Source organism: Achromobacter sp. 1012554356, from assembly GCF_059760815.1.
Map to the genome: position 1 here is coordinate 55,878 of NZ_JCBANC010000030.1, position 16,052 is coordinate 71,929.

A 16,052-nucleotide genomic window follows, 5' to 3' on the forward strand; every position below is an offset into this window, starting at 1 on the left:
CCGCATGACCCAAGGCAAACCCATTGGCATCCACCGCTACGACGCCCCGGCGGGCGGCTGGGGCGCCCTGAAGGCGACCGCGCAGGCGGTGGCCAACCAGATGCGCATTGCCGAAGCGCCCGTGCTGCTCCTGCGCACCAACAAGCCCGACGGCTTCGATTGCCCCGGCTGCGCCTGGCCCGACAAGGCGCATACGTCCACATTCCAATTCTGCGAAAACGGCGCAAAGGCCGTCACCTGGGAAGCCACCCGCAAGCGCGTGACGCCCGAGTTCTTCGCCGCGCACACGGTGACCGAACTGCTGACCTGGACCGACCACGACCTGGAAAACGCGGGCCGCCTGACCCATCCGCTGGCCTACGACACCGCCAGCGACACCTATCAGCCCATCGAATGGGACGCCGCGTTCGCGCGCATCGGCCAGACGCTTGCCAGCCTGCCCGACCCGGACATGGCAGAGTTCTATACGTCAGGCCGCGCGTCCAACGAAGCCGCATTTCTCTTCAGCCTGTACGCCCGAGAGTTCGGCACCAACAATTTCCCCGACTGCTCCAACATGTGCCACGAGGCCACCAGCGTCGGACTGCCCAAGGCCATCGGCATCGGCAAGGGCACGGTGTCGCTGGACGACTTCGACAAATGCGACCTCATCATCTCGATGGGACACAACCCCGGCACGAACCATCCGCGCATGATGGGCACCCTGCACGAGTGCGCGCGCCGTGGCGTGCCCATCATCGTGTTCAACCCGCTGCGCGAGCGCTCGCTGGAACGCTTTGCCGATCCGCAGGACCCGATCGAGATGGGCACCTTCGGCTCCACGGCCATCGCCTCCACGTACTACCAGGTCAAGGTCGGCGGCGACGCCGCCGCGCTCAAGGGCATCATGAAGGCGCTGATGGACGCGGATCGCGGCGGGCGCAACACGCTGGACCACGAATTCATTGCGCGGCACACCAACGGCTACGAGGCCTTCGCGCAGGACCTGGACGCCACGAGCTGGACCGACATCGAACAGGCCAGCGGCCTGCGCCGGCGCGACCTGGAACTGGTGGCCGAGGCCTATGCGCGTTCCAACGCCACCATCGTCACCTACGGCATGGGCATCACGCAGCACGAAAAGGGCACGAGCAACGTGCAGCAGATCGCCGCGCTGCTGCTGATGCGCGGCAACTTCGGCAAGCCGGGCGCGGGCATCTGTCCCCTGCGCGGGCACTCCAACGTGCAGGGCAACCGCACGGTCGGCATCACCGAGAAGATCGACAGCACCATGTTCGACCACGTCGAACAGACCTTCGGCTTCCGGCCCCCAAACCGGACCGGCCATGACGCGGTCGAAGCCATGAAGGCGATGGCTGCGGGCCGCGCCAAGGCGCTGATCTGCCTGGGCGGCAACTTCGCGATCGCGCTGCCCGACACCGAGGCCTGCGAGCGCGGCATGCGGCAACTGGATCTGGCCGTGCATCTGAACACCAAGCTGAACCGCTCGCACCTGTTGATCGGCAAAGCGTCGATCATCCTGCCGGTGCTGGGCCGCACGGAAAGCGACGTGCAGGCCGGCGGCGCGCAATCGGTCACGGTCGAGGATTCGATGTCGATGGTGCATGCCTCGCGCGGCAAGCTTGTGCCCGCCTCACCGCACCTGCGTTCGGAACCGGCCATCATCGCCGGCATGGCGCAGGCGACGCTGCCGCACAGCCGCGTCAACTGGGCGCACCTGATCGAGGACTACGACCGCATCCGCGACCTGATCGAAAAGATCTACCCGGATTTCCGCGACTACAACGAACGCATCCGCATCCCCGGCGGCTTCCGCCTGCCGCTGCCGCCCACCGAGCGCATCTGGAAGACGGCGTCGGGCAAGGCCGAGTTCATTCCGTTCGCGGACCTGCGCGAAGATCCGGATATCGTCGAAGGCAACATCCTGCGGCTCACCACGCTGCGCAGCCACGACCAGTACAACACCACCATCTACGGCCTGGACGACCGCTACCGCGGCGTGTTCGGCCGCCGCGACGTGCTGTTCATGAACGCGTCCGACCTGGCGCGCCACGGCATTGCGCACGGCGACGAGGTCGACATCATCACCAGCCTGCCCGGCCAGACGCACCGGCGGCTGCGGCTGACGGCCGTCCGGCACGACATCGCGGCGGGCTCGGTGGGCGCGTACTACCCCGAAGCCAACAATCTTTGCCCGCTGGATTACCAGGACACGGCCAGCGGCACGCCCAGCTACAAGTCGATCCCGGTGCGAATCCAGAAAGCGGCCTGATCGCCGCAGCATGCGTCCGGCGGGCGGCGCGGACGCCGCGCCTCATCCCTCTGGACGAGCGCAACCGGGGCCAGATGATGCGTAAGCACCATTGCACATTCAAGGATTAATACTTTCGGCTACTAGCGAGGCGGATGAGGTCCGCATATATATCCCTGGAAGGGGCGCCGCATCATCGTCGTCATGTCGTCTTGCCAAGAACACCCGCGCCCGTGCCCAGGAGACCATCGATGGCACGATGTCCGTTTGCGACGTGGCGACCCATTTCCGGCTCGTCCGGGCCTCATCTTGGCGGCCCCTTCAAGATCGTCCATCACACCACGGAAGGCAGCACCGCGCAGGGTGCGATGGATGCGTTCCGCCGCAACCGTTCCGACCCCCACTTCACGGTCGACGCCACCACCATCTTCCAGCACGTAGACACCGCCGAAGGCGCGCGGGCGCTGCGCAACGATGCGGGCGGCGTGCAGACCAACCGGGATTCGGCGGTGCAGATCGAACTGGTGGGATTCGCGCATCTGCCCAAGGACAGCCGCGCGCTGACCAACGTGGCGCGCCTGTGCCGCTGGATCGAACAGCAGCACGACATTCCCCGCAAATGGCCGTCGGGCCGCCCCTTGCCCGCCAAGAACGGCAAGGATCCGGGCGGCCATAACCGCGACCCGGCCATCTGGGATTCGGCCAGCGGCCACTTCGGCCATTGCCACGTCCCCGAGAACTCCCATTGGGATCCCGCCTATTCCGCGGCGGAAGCCGACTTCATCCTGGCCGCCACGTTTTCCGAAGACGGCGCGCTGGTGTCGCCCGCCCCGCCGCCGCGCCCGGCTGCTCGCCGCGCATCCAAGAGCGCGACGCCCACCTCGACCATGCCGGACCACGGCGTCAACGCGGTTGGTATCCACGGCTACCTGAACGATCTGGCGGTGCAGACGCTGGAGCCACCCGGCATGCCGGTCGCACGGCGGCGCGCGCCCGCCAAACGCTCGGGCGCCGTGCTGCGTGCCGGCGCCGCAGGCAAGACCGCACGGCAGGCGCCGCAGGCCAGCATCAACGCCGGCAGCGTGCTGTCGTTTGCATCGGGCTTGCAGGAACAGGAACGCGGCGATGTGCTGTATTCGCTGCAACTGGCTCAACGCGCGGCCAGCGCCGCGCATGACCGATTCACGCAGTCGCAGGCCTGGTATCAGACCTACGTGGAAGTGCTGGAAAACCTGGGCTGGACCAGCGGGCAGATGAGCTTTACCCATCACGAGGAAGACGAGCGCGAATTCCGCATGGATCAGGTGGCCGTCGACCTGCTGCTGGCCGTCGCGCGGCGCGATCAGCTGGCGGTGCTGGACCAGGCCGTGGCCGCGCTGGGCCAATTGGCCGAAGACGACGACACCGTGAAGCTCTTCGACTTTCACGCGTCGTCGCAGTCGGGCGGCAACTTCCAGCTGGGCGCGGTGCAGCGCGATCGCGGCGGCGGGCTGTCGATGGCGCTGGGCGCCTACTACTTTCGCGCCGTGGACAGCCGCAAGCGTTTCCTGTTTGCGCAGTGGGGTGCGCGCCAGGTGAACTTCTGGGCCTGCGCGCAGCGCCTGACGCTGAACGCCGCCCTGTATGAACAGCTGCGCGACGACGTAGAGGCCAAGCTGGCCGCCGACGCGCCCCGCTACATCGCCAGCTTGAAGCTGGCGTCCTAGCCGGCCGCCGGCATTGGGAGAACGACATGGCGACCCGAAAGGCGGCAGCGCGCACGGCAACCAAGTCCGCGCCAAAGAAGAAGAGCAAGCGCGTGGCGCAAGCGTCCGCCGCGGCCCCGGAAGATCCGGCCCCGAAGGCCCGCAAACGCCGCAAGCAGGATGATGCCCCGTCGGCGCGGCCCTTCGAGCGGTCCGCCAAGCCCGATGCCTTCGACGCGCGCGACATCCTGTTTCGGCCCAACATTTCCGTCACGCCCAAGGTGGAGATGATTCCCGTGATGGGACTGACGGTGAAGCACCAGGGCGAAACCTCGGCCTGCACGGGCTTTGCGCTCTCCACGGTGGTCGAATACCTGCTGCGCAAATCCGAGCGCGATACGCGCCCCGCGATCTCGCCCTACATGCTGTATTCGATGGCGCGGCGCTACGACGAGTTTCCGGGATCGGTCGACGACAGCGGCTCCAGCCTGCGCGGCGCGTTGAAGGGCTGGTTCCGGCACGGCGCCTGCGCCCAGGGCTTGTTCCCCACCATCGACATGCCGCCGGCGGCCAAGCGCCCCGAAGACGACTGGTGGCTGGACGCGGTGAAGCGGCCGCTGGGCGCCTACTACCGGATCGACACGCGCAGCATCGTCGAGATGCACGCTGCGCTGAACGAAGTCGGCATCCTGTACGCCAGCGCGGGCTGCCACGACGGCTGGGACGACGGCCACGGCGTCACGCCGCACGAGGACGAGCCCACGCCCGTCAGCCGGCCGTTCTGGGTCATCCCATCCACCGGACAGGACATGGCGATGCAGGGCCACGCCTTCGTCATCGTCGGCTACACGCAGGACGGCTTTCTGATCCAGAACTCGTGGGGCGAGGAATGGGGCACGTACGGCATGGCCGTGCTGACCTACGACGACTGGCTGCGCAACGCAATGGACTGCTGGGTCGTGCAGCTGGGCGTGGTCACGCACGAGCACGATCGAATCGCCAACAGCATCAGCCTGCGCACGGAAGGACAGAAGGTGACCCTTGCCGCCGGCAAGGTGCTGCGCGACCGCGAGCTCACGCCTTTCATCGTCAACGTCGGCAATAACGGCAAGCTCAGCAACAGCGGCGCCTTTCGCACCACGCCGGACGACCTGCGCGCCATCGTGGACGTCCACATGGCCGCCGCGCGCGAGCGCTGGAACCTGAAGGACAAGCCGATGGACGTCTGCGTCTACGCGCACGGCGGCCTGGTCGGCGAGAACGACGCGGCCGAAGCCGCCGCCGAATGGATCCCGCTGCTTTACGACAGCCAGATCTTTCCCGTCTTCCTGATGTGGGAAACGGATTTCATCAGCACCGTGAAGAACATCATCCGCGACGCGGCGAGCAACGTGCCGCGCACCACCGGCGGCATCGGCGAGCGGCTGGAACGCTGGTGGAACCAGCGGCTTGAACGTTGGCTGGCGCGCCCCGGCACGGTGATCTGGGGCGAGATGAAGCAGAACGCCGAAGCCATGAGTGAGCCAGCCATCAATGGCGGCGAAGAGGCCGCGATGATCCTGCTGTACAAGCACTTCAAGACGCATGTCGCGCGCGGCCGCGTGCGCCTGCACATCGTGGGCCATTCGGCCGGCGCCATCGTCGCCAGCCACTTCGTCAAGCGCCTGACGGCGGACGGCGGGGAGCTGGAATCGCTGAGCCTGATGGCGCCCGCCGTCACGATGAAAACCTTCCAGGATCTGGTCGTGCCGCACCTGGGCAGCCGCGTGAAGCGCTACCAGCAGTTCCATCTGTCGGATCGCGCCGAAGAGGACGACCCGACCTGCGGGCCGTACCGGCGCTCGCTGCTGTACTTGGTCAGCGAATCGTTTGAAGGCGGCACCACCACGCCGCTGCTGGGCATGGAACGCTACTTTCGCGAGGCGGCCATTCCGTGCGATGCGGTTCACGTCTCGCCGGCCGGCAGCCCTTCCGCCACCGCCCGCGTGGCGCCGGTGGCCTCCAGCACGCATGGCGGATTCGACAACGACAAGGGCACGCAACAGCAGGTCATCGCGTTCATCAAGCGTTGACGGCGGGTGAAGAGGTCTTGTCATGACAGAGATGGAGCCAGAACCCTATCCCGAAGCGCCGGCGCTTTCCCAGGACGGGGCGCTGCGCGAGTTCTCCCTTTTTGGCGAGCCCGCCGAGGTTGCGCGCGTGCTGTCCCAGGTCGGCGTGCCTTGCCTCGTGCTGGCCGCCACCGGCGAGATCGTGGCGGCGAGCAGCGTGCTGCCGCTGGCGCGCGATGCGCTCGTCGGCCGCCACGTCAGCCAGGTCTACGGTCTTGCCAAGCCGCTGCGCATGGGAGACGGCCCCGTCGACGTCGTGTATCGACGCGCCGGCGGCGCGCGCGTGCCCGCGCAGCTCATTCCGCTATGCACCTTGGACAGCGGCGAACTCATCGTGCTGGTCAATGACGGCATGCCGTTCCGCGAGGCCGAGGCCCACCGTTTCGAACGTACCCCCTACGCCGTGTTCCGGCTGGACATGCAGGGCGTGATCCGCTTCGCCAACCCCGAGGCCGCGCGCACGCTGGGCCTGCCGCGTGACGCCCTGTACGGCACCCGGCTGGCGGCGCATTTCCGGCCGTCCGACGGCGGACCGGTGCAGCGCGCCATCGTGCGCTGCATGGAGGACACGGAAGGCGATGCCATGGTCGCGGTGACCATCGCCATCCCGGTGCCGGACGACGCCGACCGGCAGTTCGAGCTGGTCATGACGCCCGATCCCGCCCCCAACGGCCAGCTGCTGGGCGTGATCGCCGTCATCCAGTCGCGCACGCTGGAATCCGCCCGCGACGAAATCCGGCGCATCGCCCTGGACCCCGCGGTCGGCGGCTGGCGCACGAAGCTGGACCGCATCCTGGAACAGATACGGCGGCTCATCCCGTTCGAACATGCGGTCTTCGGCATCTACGGCAACGACGTGTCGCTGTTTCGCGCGATCGCCGTGCGCCCGGAAGGCGTGGAGCTGTGGCCCGCGCGCTGGATGGACCTGCCGCCCACGATACGCGCCTTCCTGGATTCCGGCCGAACCTGGGTGGACGAAATCGGCACGTTCGTCCGGAAGAACATGCCGGAACCCGGCAACGAGGTCGTGCGCTGCTACCAGGACCTGGGCATCGAGGCCTCCGTCACGCTGCCCGTGACGCGCGCGGGCGGCTACAGCTCGGCGCTCAGCCTGTGTTCGCGCCAGCCGGGCGCATACGGCGAACGCCATCTGGAGATGCTGCGCGCCCTGGACCTTGAACCCGTGCTGATGCGCTTTGAAAAGGAACGCGACGACGAGCGCGCCGAGTTTGCGGATTCCCTGCGGCGCAAGGTGATGGCCGCCGCCTCGCTGCGCCAGGCCGCCGACGAGATCATCGTCCAGCTCGCGCAGCATTTCTTGTGGGAACACGTGGCGCTGTATCGCGTCAACCGCCAGGAAGACAGATTCGAGGTCGTCACCCAGCACAGCCTGGCGCCGGCCTACGCGCTGCCGCCCGGTTATCAACAGCCCACCGACAAGGGCATGCTGGGCGCCACGCTGGCGCAAGGGCGCCTGCTGGCGGTGGACGACATCGGCAACCCGGTCTACGCGCAGCACGGCTACGGCGGACCGAAGCGGCCGCTGCGCTCGGCCATGACGGTACCCATCCATCTGAACGGCCGGATACGGTGGCTGCTTGATGTGGAATCGTCGGTCTCGCACGCCTTCAAGGGCCCGGATATCGGCGACCTGCTGCAGATCATCGCGTCGCTGGAAGAGGGTCTGGCCCAGCATCTGCTCAGCCAGACCAAGCAAAGCCTCATGGCGGAGACCGAGCAGGCCGTGGTGTTTGTGGGACGCGAGGGCGCCGTCATCGAGATGAACCGCGTGGCAACCGACATGCTGGGCGCGGAACCCCGCCGCGGGCGCAGCCTGACCGAATCGCCGTCGATCACCGACTACGCCATTGCGGGCGACGAAGCGACGCTGGGCGTGTTGACCTCCTCCTTTACCGTCAAGCGCGAGCGCATCGAGCTGTTGGACAGCACCGGCCAGCCGCGCTCCGTGCTGGCCACGCGGACCGACCTGGATCCCAGCCTGGACATGTCGATCTGGTTCTTCACCGACATCGCGGATCTGGGCTGGGCGCGCGACCTGCGCTATCTGCGCGAGACCGTGGCCGAGGTGGCCCGGCAGACGCGCACCTCGTTGTCGCTGGCGTGCAGCCTGACCTCGCAGACCGTGCTGCTGCACGACGACGCGCGCCAAGGCACACCGGCGGAAGTCGTCGCCGCGCAGGCCCAGGACCTGAGCCAACGCATCGTGGCCGAGATAGGCAAGGCCGACATCACATTTGAGCGGCTGGCCGGCGCCAGCGAATCGCGGCGGCGCACGCACGCCACGCACAGCGACGTCGAACTGGGCGCGCGCCTGCAGGACGTGGTGACCGCCTTACCCGCCCGCGACCAGCGCCGGATCGCGCTCACGAACCACACGGCGTCGCAAGACGGCCCGGCCGTGTCCGGCGATGCGCAGGCGCTGACGGCGGCATTCCGCTCGATGATCGACTACCTCCTGCGGTGCCGCAACGCGGATGACGCCCGTGTCACGGTGGACCTGGACACCGGGCCGGACGGCTGCACGATCCGCTTCGGCCTGAGCGAGGAGCAGATGTGGGAGTCCGATCCGCCGGCGCATGCCGTGCCCGACGACGCCTTGCTCAACGCCGAGCGCGCCGCGCACGACGGCGCCAGCATCGCCATCACCCAGATCCAGGAAACCGTGATCGACCACGGCGGCGCGCTCGTCACCGACCCGCCGCTGTCGGATGCGCCGCTCGCGCCGCCGCAGGCCTACGAGTCCGTCACGCCGCCGTGGCGCGCGTTCACGCTGATCCTGCCGCTGCGGGCCGGCTAGGCCATCCGGATCATGAGACAGCCATCATGGAACAAGACGCCGCCGGACCGAACTTCATTCTGCTGGCCAGCATGAACGACGAGCATGAGGACGACTGGGCCAACAATCTTGCCCAGTTGCATCGCCTCGTCCAGCAGTACCCCGCGATCGCGCCGTTCGTGGGCGCCGAGCTACGCCGCCGCACGTCGCTGGAAAGCGCCAAGACGCAGATCGAATCGTGGGACCTGTCCACGCCCCGCATCGAACCCCGGCTCGTCATCATCGACGCGCGGCTCGGCTCCACCGCCAGCAAGCGCGGCAAGCCCGGCGCGGCCGCCGTCGAGCTGCTGGAGTGGATCGCCGCGCGTTCGCAGGTCCCGCTGCTGGTGCTGGCGGTCGACCCGCCCGAACTGGTGCAGCGCTACGTGCTGGAGCGCCCCGAGGTCTTCATGTGGACCAACGACGCGAAAACCGGCGTCAACAGCGGTGCGGAGGTCGCCACCGTGCTGACGTGCCTGACGCCGCTGGCCCCCAAGCGCCGGCGGCGGCTCATCATCCGCGTGGGCGAGCACTCGATCACCTACCGCATCCAGATGGGGCGGCACGAGTATTCGTCGCAGGACATGCCGTACAAGGAGCGCGACCGGATCTCGGCGCTGGTGGGCCGCATCGAGACGTTCAGCCCCTATCTTGGGGAGACGAAAGCGCCGCAATGGTTGAAAGACCTGAGCGGCGTGGGCGAGGACGTGTTCAGCGCCATGGTGACGCACAGCCTGGGCGCGCCGGTCGCCAAGCTGATCCAGCGCGCGCGCGACGAGGAAGTGTCGCCGGGCGCGGGCGCGTTCGCGGGACTGGACCTGCGCTTCGAATTCAACCTGGCCAGCCAGGAGGTGTCGCGCCTTTTCAACCTGCCCTTTGAGATGGGCCGGGAATTCGGCGCCGACAGCGGCCGCTACCTGTGTTTGGAACTGCCGATGGCGCGGCGTCTGCATCTGGACGGCACGGCGCCCGCGCCGCGCTGGGAGCCGGACGCGCGCACGCCTGGGCAGCCAGTGCGGATGCTGTTCATGGATGCCAGCTCGGTGTTCGGCACCGTCACCTTCCGGCGCGAGGACGGCGGCCCACCGTTGCCGTCGATGGAATTCGGGCCGCTGCAGTCCGTGGCCAAGGAACGCGAGCACCTGGCCGAACTGGCCGCGCGCGTGCCCGGGCACCTGATCATCGACCACGTGCGCGCCGCGGACGAGCCCGGGCTCGTTGGCGCGGACCTGCAGCGCCGCATCGAGGAACGCCTGCGCACCGGCAACTACGACATCTTCCACTTCGCCGGCCATTCGGTGTCCGAAGGCGAAAGCACGATGCTGGTGCTGCCCGGCGAGGACGGCGAAGCCTGGCAACTGTCGATCCGGCTGATCGGCCAGTGGATGGAAGCGGGCAAGTGCAAACTGCTGGTGCTGTCCTCGTGCAGCGGCGCGTCGGTGCGCACCGCGCTGGAAGTCATGCGCGCGGGTGCGGCCGGCGTGCTGGCTTTTCGCTGGCAGGTCGAGGAAGAATCCTGCGCGCGCTACATCCAGCGCTTCTACGACGTGTACCTGGATGCGGCGCAGCCCAAGGACCTGGCGGAGGCCTACCGCTATGCGTGCAAGGCCGCGCAGGGCGACGCGGGCGACCTGCCGACGTGGGCATCGGCAATGGCCATCGTGCGCGACTGAGCGGGCAGCGGCCACGCCGCACAAGGAGCTGACATGGACGGTTTATTCGGGATGCTGCGCGGCATCGGCAACAAGGCGGCAAGCGGCGACGGCGCGGGCGCGCTGCTGCCCACCGTGCCCGCGGGGCGCAACTTCTACGCGGAGATCGAGCCGCCCGGCGGCACGCCCGCGCTGGCCGCCGGCGTCACCGGCGCCGCGTTCGTGCCCGGCCAGTGCTACTTCAGCGTCCGGCTGGTCGAAATGCGTCTGTGCGACGCGGGCAACTATCTCAGCCAGTTTCTGCCGCTGTGCACGTTTTTTCTGCGCTATGGCGCGGACGGCGCGCGGCGCGAGATTCCGTACATCGTCGGCTACGACCTCATCCAGCAGGCGCTGGGCGCGGCCGCGCCCGATGCCGGCGCTCGCCGCGTGGCGTTTCGCGACGTCTATGTCGCGCGCAATGTCCCCTACGCCAGCGACGGACTGGAGATGTACGCGGCGCTGTGCCGCTTCGCCGACAGCAGCCTTTCCCGCGGCATCCTGGATTTCGTGTCCACCGCAGTCACGATGCTGGGCGGCCCGGTGGGCGGCGCCATCGTCAAGACGGGCGAAAGCCTGCTCACGCCGCTGGCCAAGCTGTTCGGCACCGACGGCGTCAGCGTGCGCTTCGGCGTCTACGACGGCGACGCGCTGCGACGCAGCGGCTATCGCGTCCTGGCCGGCGCGGACTCGCAGGACAAGCTGTCGGGACTGCAACTCATCGACGGCGTGCTGCACCGCCAGAACGCGGCCGGCAAGCCCGAGCCGGTGAACGACGTGGATTATCTGGTGCTGGCCTTCGAGCAGCGCGCGACGCTGGGTGCGGACATGTTTGCCGCGGCCACCACGCTGCCGTTCCATCACCTGTGGAAGGACGTGTCCAAGGGCCTGATCGGCAACGACGCCACGGCCGCCAGCGCCGCCTACCAGTCCCTGTTGATTGCGGTGGCGGAATCGCCGCTGCTGATCGACGCGGACCGCTTCGCGCTGCTGACCGCCTATGCCGCGCAACGCGGCGCGTGGGAAGCTGCAAGCGAACGGTCGGGCCTGCGGACCCGCAGCGGCGGCAAAAGCCTGGCCACTGCGATGACCGACCGCGTCAACGCGCGGGGCAAGGCCGATCCGGTGGCGGAGCTGCTGAAGGCGGCCAAGAAGCACATCACGCCGCCGGCCGTCCAAACGGAAGGAACCGGGCCCGCGCCAAAGGTGCTGGACGACGATGCCGTCGCGCAGACGGTGTCGAGCCTGACGAAGACACTCGGTGAAAAGGGGGGTGCGCCGGCGCCCGGCATCCTGTCGCGCGCCACACGCGATTTGCTGTCCATCATGCTGAGCGACCCGGCGTAGCGCAGCACCCGGCATCGCGTAATCCCCGGACTAGCGCAGCTCCAGCGTCGCCCCGATCACGCGCATCGTCGGCATCAGCTGGCGCCACGCATCCTTGGGCATAGCCGCCGGCCGCGTGAGCTGCGCGGCCGCCGGGTTTTCCAGCAGGTTGCCCTTGCAGGCGAACACGATGCTGTTCGTCATGTCGTCGTCGACCACCTCGAACATCGACGAGCCGAACGCGTCGCGCACGCGGTCCAGGTATTCGTGGTGCATGGGGTGATTGACGTGAAAGTTGATCACCAGGATGCCGTCGTCGCGCAGCGCGCGATAGCAGTCGGCGTAGAAAGCGGTGGAACACAGGGCGTCCGGAATGCCGCCGGCCACGAATCCGTCCAGCAGGATCACATCGGCCTCGTCCGTCAGCCCGGCCAGGTGCTGCGCTGCATCGGCCTGGACCACCCGAAAGCGCTCGCCGTCCGGCGGCACCATGAACGCGTCGCGCAGCGCGATGACGGCGGGATCGATCTCGACCACCGTGGTGCGCGCCCCCGTCAGATAGCGGTGGCAGAACTTGGGCAGCGATCCGCCGCCCAGGCCCACCATCAGGATGTCCGCCGGTTCCGGCTTGAACAGCACGAAGCCCATCATCATCCGCGTGTATTCGATCTCGAGCGCATCCGGGTTGAGCAGCGACATGCTGCTCTGGATCTCCTGCTGCGTGAAATGCAGCGTGCGCCGGGTGCCGGCATTCTGGATAAAGGGGCGGTGCGGGGCCGCCGGCTCGTCGGAAACGGGCGAATCGGCGGGAACAGGAACGTCGGACATGGGCGCAGGTGCAAGGCGAAGAATCCGCAGAAGATACCACTGCCGCGCCCCCGCGGCCCGGGCTGCTTCACACCAGCATCACCGGACAAGGCGAGTGCGCCAGAATCCGCCCGCTGACCGAGCCCCGGATGGCGTTGATCAGCGGGCTGTGATGATGCGAGCCAATCACGATCGCCCCGGCGTCTATCTGCTTCGCATACTCGACGATCTTTTCCGGCGTAAAGCCGACGAACTCGTGGCATTCGTGACCGATGTTGGCGGCGCTCAGGATGCCAACCACCGATTGCATCGCCTTGCCGCTTTCCTCGTGGTGCCAGGCGGCGATGTCCTCCTTGTCGATGAAGGACTTCACGTCACCGCCCACGTCGGGTTCGCAGTGCACCACGTGCACGACGAAATCGCGGTTGAGCAAGGGACTTTCCACCAGAAATCGGGCTGCCGCATCGCTGTGCAGCGACCCGTCGGTGGCAAGAATGATCGTGTTCATGGCAGACCTCCGGTTCGTGACTTCCTGGCCTCGGTGCGCGCGGGCTTATGCGCGCCCCGTCCGGGCATCACCCAGCTTGCGCCAACCGACGCCAGCAGGATCACGCCAACCACCCCAAGCGACCAGTGCACCGGCACGTGGACCCATTGTTCGGCAAGCATCTTGCCGCCAATGATGACCAGCACCGACGCCAGGCCGTACTTCAGATAGTGAAACCGCGCCACCATGTCCGCCAGCAGGAAATACAGCGCCCGCAGGCCCATGATGGCGAAAATATTGGATGTGAAGACGATGAACGGATCGGTCGTCACCGCAAAAATGGCGGGGATGCTGTCCACGGCAAACACCACATCCGTCGCCTCGATCACGATCAGCACGACGAACATCGGCGTTGCGTACCGCAATCCGTCGATGCGCACGAAGAACGACTGCCCGTGATAGTCCTTGGTGATCCGCATGGTGGACCGCAGAAAGCGCACCAGCGGATTGCGCGCGATGTCCGGCTGGCGGCCCGCGGTGAACAGCATCTTCAGCCCCGTGAAGATCAGGAACGCGCCCAGCACATAGAACAGCCACACGAACTGGGACAACAGCCACACGCCGGCCAGGATCATGCTGATCCGCATCACGATGGCGCCCAGCACGCCATACAGCAGCACGCGCCGCTGCAATTCCAGCGGCACCGCGAAGTACGTGAAGATCAGCGAAAACACGAACATGTTGTCCACGGACAGGGACAGTTCGATGAGGTAGCCGGTGTAGAACTCCAGCGCTTTCTGATGCGCGACCGCCCGGCCCAGCGTGGCGTCCAGATACCACCACATCAGGCCGCCGAACAGCGTGGCAAGCGTCATCCAGGCCGCCACCCAGCACAGCGCCTCGCGCGAGGACACGCGGTGTGCGCGGCGCCCGCCGAACGCATACAGGTCGAGCGCCAGCACAATCAGCACGAATCCCACGAACCCCGCCCACATCGGCAGCGTCGCAAAGGTTTCGACCCGGTTCATGAGAGGCGCCTCCTTCCATCGCGCCGCGACCGCCGCGCCATGGGAAACACGTACTTCCATCGCACAAGGCCAGTCTAGTGCGGGGCGATTCCTCCAACAATCCGCATTATGATGACCCGATAGTCAGATTTTTTGGATTGATCAGCCATGGTCACTCTCAACTACAAGCATCTGCGCTATTTCTGGACGGTCGCCAAGGCGGGCAGCATTGCCCGCGCGGCGCAGCAACTCCAGCGCACGCCGCAATCGATCAGCGGCCAGATCCAGGAACTCGAATCCACGCTGGGCACGGAGCTATTCCGTCGCGCCGGGCGCGGTCTGGAACTGACCGACGTGGGCCGCCACGCGCTGCAGTATGCGGACCGCATTTTCACGATGGGCGACGAGCTGCTGGACGACCTGCGCGAGCGGCCGGCGCGGCGCGCGCTGGAATTCAAGGTAGGCGTGGCCGAGGGGATGCCCAAGGCGATGGTGTACCGGATGATCGAACCCGCATTGCACCTGGACCAGGACGTGCGGCTGATCTGCCGCGAAGGGCGGCTGCCGTTTCTGCTGGCCGATCTGGCGGTGCATCGCTTCGACATGGTGATCGCGGATCGCCCGATGCCGAACAATCTGAATGTGCGGGGGTTCAGCCATCTGCTGGGGGAATGCGGGCTGACGTTTTTTGGATCGCGGCCGTTGCTGGAGAGCCTGCCGGGGAAGTTTCCCGCGCTGTTGGACCAGGCGCCGTTCCTCTTGCCTGGCGAAGACGCCGCCATCCGGCCGCGGCTTTTGCAATGGTTCGATGAGCACGATATACGGCCGCGCATCGTGGGGGAATTCGATGACAGTGCGCTGATGAATTCCTTTGGACAGACCGGAACGGGGCTGTTCGTGGCGCCGTCGGCGACGGCGGCGTATCTATGCAAGCAGTACCGCGTGCGCGCTATCGGGCACGCGGCGGACGTGAAGGAGCAGTTTTACGCCATCACGACCGACCAGCGGCTGGAGCATCCGGCGGTGGTGGCGTTGAGTCGTGCGGCGCGGGAGGATATTTTCGGACGTCCGGCTACAGGAACGACTTCGCGTGCTTGAGGACCTGATCGCACGCCTTGCGGGTCAGTTCCTCTTTCAGCCCGCCGCCGCTCAGGTCGACGGATTTGCCGTCGCTGCCGTTGAGCAGGCCTTGGAGGCCGGCCAGGTATCCCGAATCCGATTTGGCCTTCTGGGTGGAGCCGCCGCCGATCTTGCCCATCAGCTGATCTTTCAGGGCTTGCGCGTCGCCGCCGGCGAGGTAGTTGTTCTTCATGCAGAACTCGAGCACGCCGGCGGCGTTGCCGGCGGAGGCGGGGCTTAGCGATGACAACGGGAGGCTGTTGCCGAGGCCTTGCAGGATGCCGCCTTGGGTTGAACCGCTCTGGGTTGCACTGCCTGGGGTTGAGCTGCTTTTACCGGCGCCCTCCATCTGTCCCTTTACGGCATCGAGCCACTGCGCGCTGGCGGTGCCTGCGTAGCCCTGCGCCGCGATGAGGGCGGCGGCGGCGGCTAGGTGGCGGTAAGGGATCTTCATGACTTGCTCCTGGTGCGGTAAATAACTGCGGCCATCGTAGTGGCGCAACGGCGAAAAGCGGCACGCGGGCAGGGCATGTAATGCGACAAATGATGTTCGAGCGGCGACCGTCCTCCCTGGCACCGTAGCAATTGCATTCGTAACGTCACGGCTTTGATACTGGTGTGATGGGTCAGGTTGTCGAACGTCGCAGAGGCGGCGGGTGTGGTGTGTGGGTGGGCTTCGTGAGTTGTTGATCTTGCTGCCGCGAGGGATCTTCGTAGGTCGCCCGACGCCGC

11 protein-coding genes are annotated in these 16,052 nt (G+C 67.0%); 7 read left to right on the forward strand and 4 right to left on the reverse strand.

All coding sequences use genetic code 11. From position 1 onward, the window contains the following. The first annotated feature begins 4 nt into the window (after nt 1-4). The 6 genes from AC6LJW_RS16780 to AC6LJW_RS16805 all read left to right on the forward strand — a co-directional run bounded on the left by AC6LJW_RS16780 (nt 5) and on the right by AC6LJW_RS16805 (nt 11,921). Nucleotides 5-2,272 (forward strand): FdhF/YdeP family oxidoreductase, encoded by a 2,268-nt coding sequence (locus AC6LJW_RS16780; RefSeq protein ID WP_498087804.1) that lies wholly within the window; start codon nt 5-7, stop codon nt 2,270-2,272. 230 nt (nt 2,273-2,502) lie between these two features. Then, a complete protein-coding gene (locus tag AC6LJW_RS16785; RefSeq protein ID WP_498087805.1) occupies nt 2,503-3,957 on the forward strand; it encodes a peptidoglycan recognition protein family protein in 1,455 nt (484 codons plus the stop codon). 26 nt (nt 3,958-3,983) lie between these two features. Continuing rightward, nucleotides 3,984-6,008, forward strand: coding sequence for a C1 family peptidase (locus AC6LJW_RS16790; RefSeq protein WP_498087806.1), 2,025 nt, complete (start codon nt 3,984-3,986; stop codon nt 6,006-6,008). Between the two features lie 22 nt (nt 6,009-6,030). Beyond that, nucleotides 6,031-8,865, forward strand: coding sequence for a PAS domain-containing protein (locus tag AC6LJW_RS16795; RefSeq protein WP_498087807.1), 2,835 nt, complete (start codon nt 6,031-6,033; stop codon nt 8,863-8,865). A gap of 26 nt (nt 8,866-8,891) precedes the next feature. Continuing rightward, complete coding sequence (locus tag AC6LJW_RS16800; RefSeq protein WP_498087808.1) at nt 8,892-10,556, forward strand: CHAT domain-containing protein; 1,665 nt, start codon at nt 8,892-8,894, stop codon at nt 10,554-10,556. Between the two features lie 33 nt (nt 10,557-10,589). Next, nucleotides 10,590-11,921: a hypothetical protein gene (locus AC6LJW_RS16805; protein WP_498087809.1), complete on the forward strand. Its 1,332-nt coding sequence runs from the start codon at nt 10,590-10,592 to the stop codon at nt 11,919-11,921. 30 nt (nt 11,922-11,951) lie between these two features. Here the strand turns inward: AC6LJW_RS16805 and AC6LJW_RS16810 are convergent, their stop codons facing one another. The 3 genes from AC6LJW_RS16810 to AC6LJW_RS16820 all read right to left on the reverse strand — a co-directional run bounded on the left by AC6LJW_RS16810 (nt 11,952) and on the right by AC6LJW_RS16820 (nt 14,222). Further along, nucleotides 11,952-12,728, reverse strand: coding sequence for a fused MFS/spermidine synthase (locus AC6LJW_RS16810; RefSeq protein WP_056565282.1), 777 nt, complete (start codon nt 12,726-12,728; stop codon nt 11,952-11,954). 67 nt (nt 12,729-12,795) lie between these two features. After that, complete coding sequence (locus AC6LJW_RS16815) at nt 12,796-13,215, reverse strand: universal stress protein (protein WP_498087810.1); 420 nt, start codon at nt 13,213-13,215, stop codon at nt 12,796-12,798. Next, entirely contained in the window at nt 13,212-14,222 is a 1,011-nt protein-coding gene (locus tag AC6LJW_RS16820; protein ID WP_056565289.1) for a TerC family protein, read from the reverse strand. The genes AC6LJW_RS16815 and AC6LJW_RS16820 overlap by 4 nt, the downstream gene beginning before the upstream one ends. A gap of 147 nt (nt 14,223-14,369) precedes the next feature. On the opposite strand from AC6LJW_RS16820, the gene nhaR reads away from it, so the two are divergent. Continuing rightward, complete coding sequence (gene nhaR, locus AC6LJW_RS16825) at nt 14,370-15,299, forward strand: transcriptional activator NhaR (protein ID WP_056565292.1); 930 nt, start codon at nt 14,370-14,372, stop codon at nt 15,297-15,299. Here the strand turns inward: nhaR and AC6LJW_RS16830 are convergent. Beyond that, nucleotides 15,274-15,774, reverse strand: coding sequence for a YjjA family protein (locus tag AC6LJW_RS16830; RefSeq protein WP_498087811.1), 501 nt, complete (start codon nt 15,772-15,774; stop codon nt 15,274-15,276). The two genes, nhaR and AC6LJW_RS16830, sit on opposite strands and share 26 nt — an antisense overlap. Between the last annotated feature and the right edge of the window lie 278 nt (nt 15,775-16,052).

What these genes read in the sequence shown, in the direction of transcription:
- AC6LJW_RS16790 (WP_498087806.1), top strand. Translation starts at nt 3,984, where the DNA reads ATGGCGACCCGAAAGGCGGCAGCGCGCACGGCAACCAAGTCCGCGCCA.
- nhaR (WP_056565292.1), top strand. Translation starts at nt 14,370, where the DNA reads ATGGTCACTCTCAACTACAAGCATCTGCGCTATTTCTGGACGGTCGCC.
- AC6LJW_RS16810 (WP_056565282.1), bottom strand. Translation starts at nt 12,728, where the DNA reads ATGTCCGACGTTCCTGTTCCCGCCGATTCGCCCGTTTCCGACGAGCCG.
- AC6LJW_RS16785 (WP_498087805.1), top strand. Translation starts at nt 2,503, where the DNA reads ATGGCACGATGTCCGTTTGCGACGTGGCGACCCATTTCCGGCTCGTCC.
- AC6LJW_RS16780 (WP_498087804.1), top strand. Translation starts at nt 5, where the DNA reads ATGACCCAAGGCAAACCCATTGGCATCCACCGCTACGACGCCCCGGCG.
- AC6LJW_RS16805 (WP_498087809.1), top strand. Translation starts at nt 10,590, where the DNA reads ATGGACGGTTTATTCGGGATGCTGCGCGGCATCGGCAACAAGGCGGCA.
- AC6LJW_RS16815 (WP_498087810.1), bottom strand. Translation starts at nt 13,215, where the DNA reads ATGAACACGATCATTCTTGCCACCGACGGGTCGCTGCACAGCGATGCG.
- AC6LJW_RS16820 (WP_056565289.1), bottom strand. Translation starts at nt 14,222, where the DNA reads ATGAACCGGGTCGAAACCTTTGCGACGCTGCCGATGTGGGCGGGGTTC.
- AC6LJW_RS16830 (WP_498087811.1), bottom strand. Translation starts at nt 15,774, where the DNA reads ATGAAGATCCCTTACCGCCACCTAGCCGCCGCCGCCGCCCTCATCGCG.
- AC6LJW_RS16800 (WP_498087808.1), top strand. Translation starts at nt 8,892, where the DNA reads ATGGAACAAGACGCCGCCGGACCGAACTTCATTCTGCTGGCCAGCATG.
- AC6LJW_RS16795 (WP_498087807.1), top strand. Translation starts at nt 6,031, where the DNA reads ATGACAGAGATGGAGCCAGAACCCTATCCCGAAGCGCCGGCGCTTTCC.